11 protein-coding genes are annotated in these 9,702 nt (G+C 38.9%); 8 read left to right on the top strand and 3 right to left on the bottom strand.

Features of this window, described 5'->3' with window-relative positions; translation table 11 throughout:
- From ADIARSV_RS14930 to ADIARSV_RS14895, 8 genes are all read left to right on the top strand, one after another.
- The coding region (locus ADIARSV_RS14930; protein ID WP_040300259.1) for a family 16 glycoside hydrolase at positions 1-188 on the top strand (188 nt) is incomplete at its 5' end.
- A gap of 10 nt (positions 189-198) precedes the next feature.
- Positions 199-1,557, top strand: a complete 1,359-nt coding sequence (locus ADIARSV_RS14925) for a Gfo/Idh/MocA family protein (RefSeq protein WP_016196419.1) — start codon at positions 199-201, stop codon at positions 1,555-1,557.
- Between the two features lie 184 nt (positions 1,558-1,741).
- Complete coding sequence (locus ADIARSV_RS14920) at positions 1,742-2,305, top strand: Crp/Fnr family transcriptional regulator (protein ID WP_016196418.1); 564 nt, start codon at positions 1,742-1,744, stop codon at positions 2,303-2,305.
- A gap of 102 nt (positions 2,306-2,407) precedes the next feature.
- The gene (locus ADIARSV_RS14915) at positions 2,408-3,805 is read left to right on the top strand and encodes a TolC family protein (RefSeq protein WP_016196417.1); all 1,398 of its coding nucleotides are present in this window, start codon (positions 2,408-2,410) and stop codon (positions 3,803-3,805) included.
- 273 nt (positions 3,806-4,078) lie between these two features.
- Complete coding sequence (locus ADIARSV_RS14910; protein WP_016196416.1) at positions 4,079-5,035, top strand: HlyD family secretion protein; 957 nt, start codon at positions 4,079-4,081, stop codon at positions 5,033-5,035.
- A 4-nt stretch (positions 5,036-5,039) separates the two neighbouring features.
- Positions 5,040-6,227 (top strand): ABC transporter permease, encoded by a 1,188-nt coding sequence (locus ADIARSV_RS14905; RefSeq protein ID WP_016196415.1) that lies wholly within the window; start codon positions 5,040-5,042, stop codon positions 6,225-6,227.
- A 121-nt stretch (positions 6,228-6,348) separates the two neighbouring features.
- Entirely contained in the window at positions 6,349-6,801 is a 453-nt protein-coding gene (locus ADIARSV_RS14900; RefSeq protein ID WP_016196414.1) for a TlpA disulfide reductase family protein, read from the top strand.
- Position 6,802: 1 nt separating this feature from the next.
- Positions 6,803-7,462 (top strand): thioredoxin family protein, encoded by a 660-nt coding sequence (locus ADIARSV_RS14895; RefSeq protein ID WP_016196413.1) that lies wholly within the window; start codon positions 6,803-6,805, stop codon positions 7,460-7,462.
- A 58-nt stretch (positions 7,463-7,520) separates the two neighbouring features.
- Here the strand turns inward: ADIARSV_RS14895 and ADIARSV_RS21580 are convergent, their stop codons facing one another.
- From ADIARSV_RS21580 to ADIARSV_RS14885, 3 genes are all read right to left on the bottom strand, one after another.
- Positions 7,521-7,712 carry a hypothetical protein gene (locus tag ADIARSV_RS21580; protein WP_152439907.1) on the bottom strand — a complete coding sequence of 64 codons (192 nt, stop codon included), beginning with the start codon at positions 7,710-7,712 and terminating at the stop codon, positions 7,521-7,523.
- A gap of 110 nt (positions 7,713-7,822) precedes the next feature.
- Positions 7,823-8,545, bottom strand: a complete 723-nt coding sequence (locus ADIARSV_RS14890) for a pirin family protein (protein WP_016196411.1) — start codon at positions 8,543-8,545, stop codon at positions 7,823-7,825.
- 55 nt (positions 8,546-8,600) lie between these two features.
- Positions 8,601-9,188, bottom strand: a complete 588-nt coding sequence (locus ADIARSV_RS14885; protein ID WP_016196410.1) for a Crp/Fnr family transcriptional regulator — start codon at positions 9,186-9,188, stop codon at positions 8,601-8,603.
- Positions 9,189-9,702 lie beyond the last annotated feature (514 nt).

The following is a 9,702-nucleotide window of genomic DNA, read 5'->3' as shown; positions in this document are numbered from 1 at the left end:
AGCATTGGTTAAACGGATATCTTGTATTACAGTATAAACGAGGTTCTAAACAATTCACCGACCTGGTGGCGATTAGTAAATATAAAGATTGGCCTAATTTCGGAATGGCGCAAAAGGGAAGAATCCTCTTGCAAGATCATGGTGATGCGGTATCATTCAAAAGTATTAAGATCAAAAACTTAAAATAAACAAGCCATCATGGATCAAACAAGAAGAACATTTATTAAACAATCAGTTGTTGCAACGGCAGGTGTTTATTTAGGGACTATGGGATTAAGTGCTAAAAGTTACGGAAGAATAATAGGTGCTAATGACCGGGTACAGATTGCAGCGGTAGGCTTTTCAGATCGATTTAAAAATTCGCTGTTTCCTTCATTTCTTAATCATAATAAAGAATTGAATTTTGACCTTGTGGCCGTTTCTGATCTTTGGAAACTGCGAAGAGAAGAGGGACAGTCCTTTTTAAAAGAAAAAATGGGCCATGATATCAAGGCTTATCGCAACAATGATGAGTTATATAATATGAAAGGACTGGATGCGGTGATCATTGGAACATCAGACTTTCAGCATGCTTTACACGCTATAGAAGCAGTTAATGCCCATTGTGATGCCTATGTAGAAAAGCCTTTTGCTGAAACCATGGCCGATAATAGGGCAGCTTTAAAGGCAATTAAAGCCACAGACCGGATTGTGCAAATAGGTTCTCAACGAAGAAGTGGCACCAATTATAAAGCAGCAGAACAATTTATTAAAGCGGGTAAGTTTGGCGATATCACCATGGTCGAACTCTCCTGGAATGTCAATCAACCGGGCAGGTGGCGACGTCCCGATCTGGTAGCCAAATGTAAAGAAGAGGATACCGACTGGAAACGGTTTTTAATGAACCGGCCTTATGAGGAATGGGATCCCCGGAAATATCTGGAGTATCGTTTATTCTGGCCCTATTCATCAGGTATGCCTGGTCAATGGATGTCTCACCAAATAGATACCGTACACTGGTTTACGGGTTTAAAACACCCTAGAAGTGTGGTGGCAAACGGAGGGATTTATAAATGGAAAGATGGACGGAGGAATTGGGATACCACTACTGCCGTATTTGACTATGGTAAAGAAGAGGATCCTGAAAATGGATTTCAGGTTACTTTTAGTTCAAGAATGCATAATGGAGATGAAAGGCCTGCAGAAATATATTATTCCAATGGAGGAGAACTGAACCTGATTACGAATACAATTTCACCAAGGGGAGGATTAACGGAGCAGATGGCGGCAGCAATGGGGATGAAAGCGAACCTGCTTCCGGAAATCAATTTAACAGAAACAGTAGAAAAAGCGGTTGCTTCAGCGAATACGGGTGCTGATGTGCTGACATCCAATCATATGCGAAACTGGATGGAATGTATCCGAAGCAGAAAACAGCCCAATGCTCCTGTTGAAGCTGGTTATTATCACTCCATAGCAAACATAATGACCAACGCTGCAGTACGAACCGGAGCAAAAGCAACCTTTGATTCTAAAAACCAGGAAGTGGTAGCGAATGGCTCGGTATTTACATATTAGTGCTAATTAAAGTACTAAACCAGCTACCGGAAAATGAAGTCAAACAGGTATAGTATGCCTGACACAAGAGGTATGCGCTTTTTGCTTTAAATTAAATAAACTATGATAGGAAACATGAATTGCCGTTAGAAGTGTCAGGTTAATTACCTTTATCTTACCAAGTGTTTATATATTCGTATTCGCTATGCAATTATCCTCTTACATCAATCAAATTTTACCACTAGCAGACATAACCAATAGGGCAATAGAAAGCGCATTTGTTCCCGTTAAATTCAGCAAAACGCAGATTCTCATTCCAGAAGGTAAAATTTCTAAAGAGATGTTTTTTATTGAAAAAGGATTAGCACGTATATATTATTACAATGAGTCTGGCAAAGATATAACCTACAGCTTCTTTACCGAAGGAATGATGCTTACCGTTGCAGAGAGCTTTTTTGGTCAGTTACCTTCCAGGTACAACATTGAAAGTTTAGAGGATTGCGAAATGAGAAAGATCACCTATACTGATTTTGAGATGCTGCTAAAAACCTATCCTGAAACCGAAAAGGTTAAAAGTCAGGGCTTATTGGAATTCCTACTTAAAGCGACTGACCGTATCGTCACCCTGCAGTTCCTGTCTGCTCAGGAACGTTATGATCTCCTTATGAAAAACTACCCTTCTATTATTCTACGCGCCTCATTAGGTCATATAGCTTCGTATCTGGGCATTACTCAGGAAACTTTAAGCAGAATAAGGGCGAAAAAGTAAGGATGCAAGCCTGTGCTCATATTAATATTTGATCTAGATCAAAAGCTTATACTTTATTAATAGCTTACTTTGTCAATTATAAAGTGTTACCATTGACAAGTAATGAAATCGAGCGCAGTATTATTCCTATTGATTGCCTTTACATTCTCTCCTTTTGTTTTGTCCGCACAAAATAGAGCCGCCCCTTCCTTAGAAGAGTTAATTGACAAAGCTTTACTCAAAGACCATGTACTTGCTAACAAAAAATTAGATATAGAATCTTCCAATCTTGAATTAAAGCAACTAAAGGAGGTATATCTTCCTACAGCAGATATTTCAGGTAAATATGCATTTCTGGCCAATTCTGCTGAGTTGGGAATTCCTGCCTCAAGTTTTTCTCTAAACGGAGCAGCTATCAATCTTCCTGATATAAACGCTGGTTTTAGTAGTCAGGCTAATTTATTTAAGACCGATCTAACGGTAAGCGCTTTGCTTTATACCGGAGGAAAAGTTCCCGCTCTTAAAAAAGCATTAAAGGAAAAAACTAAAGCCCAGACTGCTTTATTAGAAACCGACCGTCAGCAGATCATCACAGATGTTAGTAAAGCCTATGATCAGTTAGCACTATTGAAACAGGTTAAAATTGTATTGGACGAAAGTCAGGATCGCCTGGACATCAATGCTAAAACTGCCGATAAAGCATTAGGTTATGGTCTGATAACCAAATACGAACATCAAAAGATTGAAGTAGCTAAAGCACAGTTGAGCTCTCGTAGATTGGAATATGAAGGAAAGAAAAACCTAATTTTACACCAACTTGAGATGTTTACTGGGGTAGAAATTGAGCGATTAGCTGCCATAGACAACGAACTACTCTCTTTCAATCTACTTGATGCCGGTCAGTCTGTCCAAAACAGGCCCGAAATGAAAGCATTAAACTTCAGTATCGCAGCTTATGAATATAAAGTTAAAGCTGCTCAAACATGGTGGATCCCTAAGATTCAGGCCGCTTCCTCCCTTGGCTATCTCAATATTTTCAATACCAAATTAACAGGTAAAGAAGCCCTGCCAATTGTAGGTGTCCTTAACCTGCGAGCCGACAAGTTTGAGATCGTTCCTAATTTCAACATAGGAGTAGGCTTTAAATGGGATATCTTTACTGGATTTAAAGGAGAAAGGGACGTTCAACATGCCAGGATTGATGTCAGAAAAGCTGAAAATGAAAAGGTAGATGCCGAAGAAAAGCTTAATCTTCTTTTACTGAAAACTAAAACCGACTTTAGTAACGCAGTTGCAGAAATACAAGTAAAGGAAAAGGAAAAACAAATAGCCGGAAATGCATTAGAGCAGGCAGGTAAAGAATTTAAACTGGGATTGATTAAAGCAGCGGATTTAATAGGTGCTGAAACTGATTATCAAAATGCAGCCTTACAAAAATTGCAAGCGGTATTTAACCAACGTCAGGCGGCATTAGAATTACTAAAAGCAACAGGAAGTCTGACAAAAGCCAGCATTCATTAGCAATCTAAATATTTTAGTTTTTAAACAACTATCTGCAAGTTAATGATACACCCGGCTTTAATTTTAAAAGCCTGTTTTATAAAATATAAAATTTAATGACTCATTCCACCCAAAATATTGAAAATAGAGAGGAGTCTACCAAGTGAAGATTATAAAATACAATAGGCTCGATTTTTTTTTTAGCGTGTGGTCTGAAATATAAAAAGATGAATATAACTCTTAACCCTTACATCGTATAACATCGGTTATCAATAAATAAATACTTCTAAAAAGATGAAAACAGTATATAAAATAGTTGTCCTACTCTTCCTAGTATCAACCATTTTTAGTTGTACTACTAAAAAGAACAAACCTCTTGAAGGAAAAATTAAAAGAGAGCTCATTGGTTTCGCCCCAAAAGTAACCGGTAGGATCCTTGAAATATACGTTAAAGAAGGCGACCTGATAAAAAAAGGCGATACGCTGGCTATGCTGGACGTACCCGAAGTTCACGCTAAATTATCCCAGGCCAAGGGTGTTTTAAAAGCGGCCAGCGCACAGCGCGATCTCGCAAAAAATGGAGCGACTGCCAACCAGCTTACCCAGTTAAGGGCCAAACAATCTGGTATTAAAGAACAATTTAAGTTTGCTCAGAAATCTTATGCCCGTGCAAAAGGAATGTTTGCCGACAGTATGATGACCGCACAGGCCTTTGACGAAACTACCGCTAAATATTTAGGTGCTAAAGCACAATATGACGCAGTTAACGCAGAAATGAATGAAGCTACTAAGGGCGTGCGCACCGAAAGCCAGACTGCTGCCCAAGGTCAGAAAGATCAGGCATTAGGCGTTGTGCAAGAAGTGGAAGTGGCTTACTCTGAAAGATATATTATCGCTACAAATGAGATGCTTTTAGAGACGATCAGTCTCCATGAAGGAGAATTAGCTACCGCTGGATACACCCTTTTTAATGGATACCAGCCCCTCACGACCTATTTCCGCTTTACCATTCCTGAAAGTAAAATTGGAAATTATAAAAGAGGGCAGGCCATTACAATTCATGTCCCCTATGCTAAAACCGATATTAACGGAAAAATTGTTACCATCAAACAGTTGGCCCGCTACGCAGATATCACTGCTGCATACCCTGATTATCAGATTGAAGAAGCTATTTACGAACTAAAAATTGTTCCATCTGACGAGGATAAAGTCGAAAACCTATTGGTAAATGCGACCATAACGTTAAACTAAAAAGATGAGAAACTTTTTCTATTTACTCAGAAGAGAGTTTAGGCTCTTTTTTAAAGACACCACCTTGATGTCTGTTTTTCTTGTTGCCCCCATTATTTATGCGGTCATGTTTGGTTTTGTATATAAGTCGGGTAAGGTAGAGCATCTTCCTCTTATCGTGGTCGATCTCGACAATACACCTCTGAGCAACCAGCTGATTGACCTGCTTAATGACAATGAAAAACTACATGTGATCCTCATCAAACACGATAATCTAGGCACCACAGAAGCAATGATCGAACATCAGGCCGTTGCTACTGTCGTCATTCCCGATCGTTTTGAGGCCTCTATCTTACAAAAAAACTATCCTGAAATAAATACATATATCAATACCACTAATTTGCTTACAGCCAATATGGCTTCGCAAGGCTTACAGGCAACAATTGGGACTTTTAGTGCCGGTATTAATATGCAGGGCTTAAAGAAAAAGGGTATGAATGCCGAGCAGGCTTCCACCCAATACGAACCCTTCAAAGCGAATTACATCAAGCTTTTTAATGAAACTGGCAACTATTTTACCTTTATGTGGCCGGGAGTACTCGCTGTTGTGCTGCAACAGGTAATCCTGCTTGGTCTTGCAGTAAGCTTTTCACGCGAGTATGAAAACAATACTTTTAATTCTGAACTGCTCCGCAATACAGGATCTGCTTTTGTAGCCATGATGGTAAAAATATTGCCCTTTTGGATCATGTCCACCTTCATTCTACTTACCTATTATATTTTCCATCATATTTTTCATGCACCCATTCCTAGTCCATTGGGCAATTTTGTGGTCACAACCGGGTTGTTTATCGTAGCGACTTCTTTTCTGGGAGTGCTGGTCAGTGCCATGTTCCCTAATTCATTAAAGGCTACGCAGGTTCTGATGTTACTTTCCATGCCTGCTTTCATCATTGGAGGATATACCTGGCCTAAAGAGGCGATGCCTATGGGAGTGCAATGGCTGGCAAACGCGCTTCCTTTAACGCCTTTTCTCGATGCCCACAAGGTGATGCTCTTAGAAAAGGGCACGCTAAGTAATGTATCCTCTTCTCTGATTCATCTGTGCATCCTCATTCTGGTTTATGGAATTATGGCCTTTTCTACCATTCAATTTAAAATATGGCGGGCCAGAAAGAATTTTGCTGAAGCAATCAATGGCGATTCTGAATGAGGTGATTTTTTATCCTGGCATGTAATATAACCGTTATAATAGCGTATATTTTTATGGTTATTTATTAATTTTACAACCAGAATATCAATAGCGCGCTCCCATGAAATATCTGTGTACCTGTATGTTGTGTATATTATCGTTTCTGACGCAGGCTCAGGTTAAATTACTAAGTCTGAATGATCTTGATACGCGATTAGCCCAGGGAAAGGATACCACTTATGTAATCAACTTCTGGGCAACCTGGTGTGCTCCTTGTGTGGCCGAACTTCCACATTTCGAAAAGCTGCAACAAGAAAATAAAACCAGTCCGCTAAAGGTAATCCTAATTAGTGTGGACTCTAAATCTAAGATCCTTACCCTTGTTGATCCCTTTATAAAAAAACAACAGCTTAAATCAGAAGTTTATGTTTTCGAAGAGCCTGACCAGCAGGTGTATATTGATCATATAAATAAAAATTGGACCGGATCTATTCCCGCTACCCTGGTGGTTAATACCGCAAGGGCAACATGCCATTTTTATGAAAAGGAATTTGAATATGAAGAACTTAGAAAAATAACCATAAAGACGAATTGATATGAAAAAGACCATTCTAACATGCCTGCTGTTATTTACCGGGTATTTAACTGTAAAGGCTTACCTGGTTTCTCAAAGAGCTAATGCTTCTCGTATTGAAGTTAACGCAATGGCTGAGGGATATTCCGTTGGCTCTGTAGTTGAAGACTTTACATTAAAAAATGTCGATAACAAAGACGTTAAACTATCAGATTACAGTACGGCAAAGGGATTTATTGTTGTTTTTACCTGCAATACTTGTCCTGTTGCAAAGGCTTATCAGGACCGCGTTGTGGCCCTAAATGCTGAATACGCATCAAAAGGCTATCCTGTTATCGCCATTAACACCAATGATCCCGTTGCATCTCCCGGAGATACCTTTGAAAAAATGCAGGAGCGAGCCAAAGAAAAGAGCTTCTCATTTCCATACCTGCAGGACGTAAACCAGGTAGTAACCAAACAATTTGGCGCTGCCCATACACCCACTGTATTTATTTTGAAAAAAACCGATCAGGGAAATGTGGTAAAGTACATGGGAGCTATAGATAACGATCAGGATGAGAGCAATCCCACACGATCTACATTTGTAAAAAATGCTGTAGATGACTTGATTCAGGGCAAAAGTCCCGCTATAACTACAACCAAAGCGATTGGTTGTTCCGTTAAATGGAAGAAAGCTTAGATCGTAGATAAAGCACCTGCCCCAAAGAAATAACCTCTGATTTTTTCAGGCAGGTGTTTTATTTTAATTCCCTATTAATAATTTGCTGGATCTCAGCAAGAAGTAAACCGCTGCCTCCACCATAATGAAGCACAACAGGGATGTCAAGTCCTAATTCCTCAATCAACGAACGTAAGCTAACCTCATCTATTCCTGCACCTAAAAGAATTAAATTGTAGGAGTTATTCAACATCTTTTCTCTGAGTTCCACTATCGATAGGGCGATATCTCCTTCTCAGGCAGGGTTATTATTAATCAGCCGCAAAACAGTTTTCATAATCTGTTCATGTACACCAATTGCCATGATTTTTATCTTTTCCATTATATCTGCACCTCCATAAGAACCTCCATAATTAAAAATTCAGTAGTTGATTCCGCCTCTAACTGTGCTTCTTCGATATCCCAAATGCCATAACCATCGCGTGTATGCAGTAACTGGTCATTCACTTTAAGGTCCCCTTTCAGCACAAAGAAATAAATACCGTTCCCCTCTTTTTTTAACTTATACACTGCTTTATTACCTTGATCAAATTTTCCCATATGGAACCAGGCATCCTGGTAGATCCACACCCCCTCATCTTCTTTATTGGGCGATACTACCTGTTGTAAAATATTGCGTTGATCCAGTGTATTCAATTTGATCTGGTCATAGCGGGGGGTAACATCCCTTTGATTAGGGAATACCCAGATTTGCAAAAACTTCACCGGTTGACTCGGGTTTTTGTTGTATTCCGTATGGTATATTCCGGTTCCTGCACTCATCACCTGGATCTCACCTCTCCGAATCACTGCTTTATTGCCCATGCTGTCTTCATGCAATAATTCCCCTTCCAGCGGAATGGAAATGATTTCCATATTATCGTGCGGATGAACTCCAAATCCTCGTCCACCATCTACCGTGTCGTCATTCAGCACACGAAGGGCTCCAAAATGAATGCGGTCTTCATTATAATACCCACCAAAGCTGAAGGTTTGAAGACTTTTTAGCCAACCATGATCCGCTGAACCTCTTGTGTCTGCTTTATGCAATACTGATTTTTCCATAACACTATAAAGGTAAGGAACCATGCAGGTTAGCACACTTAACCTAGGTTAAGAACTACTTTTTCTTCAGCAGTCCATTTCTCATTTTACTGAAAAATTCTGGTGTTACGCCAATATAAGAAGCTACTTGTTTTAAAGGAACATGTTCAATCAGACTTGGATATTTAGCACAGAATTGGGTGTATCGTTCTTCTGCCGTCAGACTTAAATTATTTAATACGCGTTCTTGAGAGGCAACGAGTGATTTCTCAATAATAATTCTGAAAAACCGTTCAAACTTAGGGACTTCCTTATATAGTATATCCTGATTCACTTTCGAGAGCTTTAAAACTTTGGAATCCGCTAAGGCTTCAATGTTTAAAATTCCGGGTTTTTGCGAAATCCAGCTGTACATATCTGCTATCCACCAGTTTTTTGGAGCGAAATTCAGTACGTGCTCCAGTCCATTTTTATCGTACGTGTAACCTCTGAGGCAACCTTCATATACGAAAGTAGAATAACGACAAATATCCCCTTCTTGTAAGATGATTTGTTTCCGGGAAATGCTTGCAGGGATGAGGAGCGAAAGAAATAGCTCTTTTTCTCTTTCATCTAGTTGGATATAATGGGAGATGTTTTCTATTATCAGGTCAGGTCCGTTCATGATGCATAAAGATAAGAGAATGGTTCCATTGTGCTCAACTTTTGGGAAAGTTTAGAATCTGTTATAGTCTTATTCTATTCTGAGCCTGATTTTAGAAGCACTTAGCATGCAGCTCAATCGCTTTCCGAGCGAACAAGGTGCGGAGGAGGTGCGGAGAAGGTGCGAAGGAATTGCGAGACAAAAAATATTCAGTTAGGACCATTAAAGAATTCTTTTAATTTAAAATATTGAGCCTTTTTAAACACAATAAAGATCAAAACTCAGCAAGCTTAAAAGCGGCTTATAGTTGAGGTTTTAATCCTATTGAAAAAGATTATATAAAAATAAATAAAATCCTTTTTGGCTTTAAGTAATATTCAAATATGATAAGAAAATTTATTTATAAATGAAAAAAATAAGTGTTTTAATAATAACCATTTTTGTATGTTTTTTTATTCTTTCAGGAAAAAATACAAACCCTCCTTATGTATCTATTTCTAATACAATTCCTAAAAACGTTGCAGAATTATATACA

It is taken from the genome of Arcticibacter svalbardensis MN12-7, assembly GCF_000403135.1.
GTDB classification, from domain to species: domain Bacteria; phylum Bacteroidota; class Bacteroidia; order Sphingobacteriales; family Sphingobacteriaceae; genus Arcticibacter; species Arcticibacter svalbardensis.
This window is presented reverse-complemented; position numbering and strand designations above follow the sequence as displayed.

What these genes read in the sequence shown, in the direction of transcription:
- ADIARSV_RS14925 (WP_016196419.1), top strand. Translation starts at nt 199, where the DNA reads ATGGATCAAACAAGAAGAACATTTATTAAACAATCAGTTGTTGCAACG.
- ADIARSV_RS14920 (WP_016196418.1), top strand. Translation starts at nt 1,742, where the DNA reads ATGCAATTATCCTCTTACATCAATCAAATTTTACCACTAGCAGACATA.
- ADIARSV_RS14915 (WP_016196417.1), top strand. Translation starts at nt 2,408, where the DNA reads ATGAAATCGAGCGCAGTATTATTCCTATTGATTGCCTTTACATTCTCT.
- ADIARSV_RS14910 (WP_016196416.1), top strand. Translation starts at nt 4,079, where the DNA reads ATGAAAACAGTATATAAAATAGTTGTCCTACTCTTCCTAGTATCAACC.
- ADIARSV_RS14905 (WP_016196415.1), top strand. Translation starts at nt 5,040, where the DNA reads ATGAGAAACTTTTTCTATTTACTCAGAAGAGAGTTTAGGCTCTTTTTT.
- ADIARSV_RS14900 (WP_016196414.1), top strand. Translation starts at nt 6,349, where the DNA reads ATGTTGTGTATATTATCGTTTCTGACGCAGGCTCAGGTTAAATTACTA.
- ADIARSV_RS14895 (WP_016196413.1), top strand. Translation starts at nt 6,803, where the DNA reads ATGAAAAAGACCATTCTAACATGCCTGCTGTTATTTACCGGGTATTTA.
- ADIARSV_RS14890 (WP_016196411.1), bottom strand. Translation starts at nt 8,545, where the DNA reads ATGGAAAAATCAGTATTGCATAAAGCAGACACAAGAGGTTCAGCGGAT.
- ADIARSV_RS14885 (WP_016196410.1), bottom strand. Translation starts at nt 9,188, where the DNA reads ATGAACGGACCTGACCTGATAATAGAAAACATCTCCCATTATATCCAA.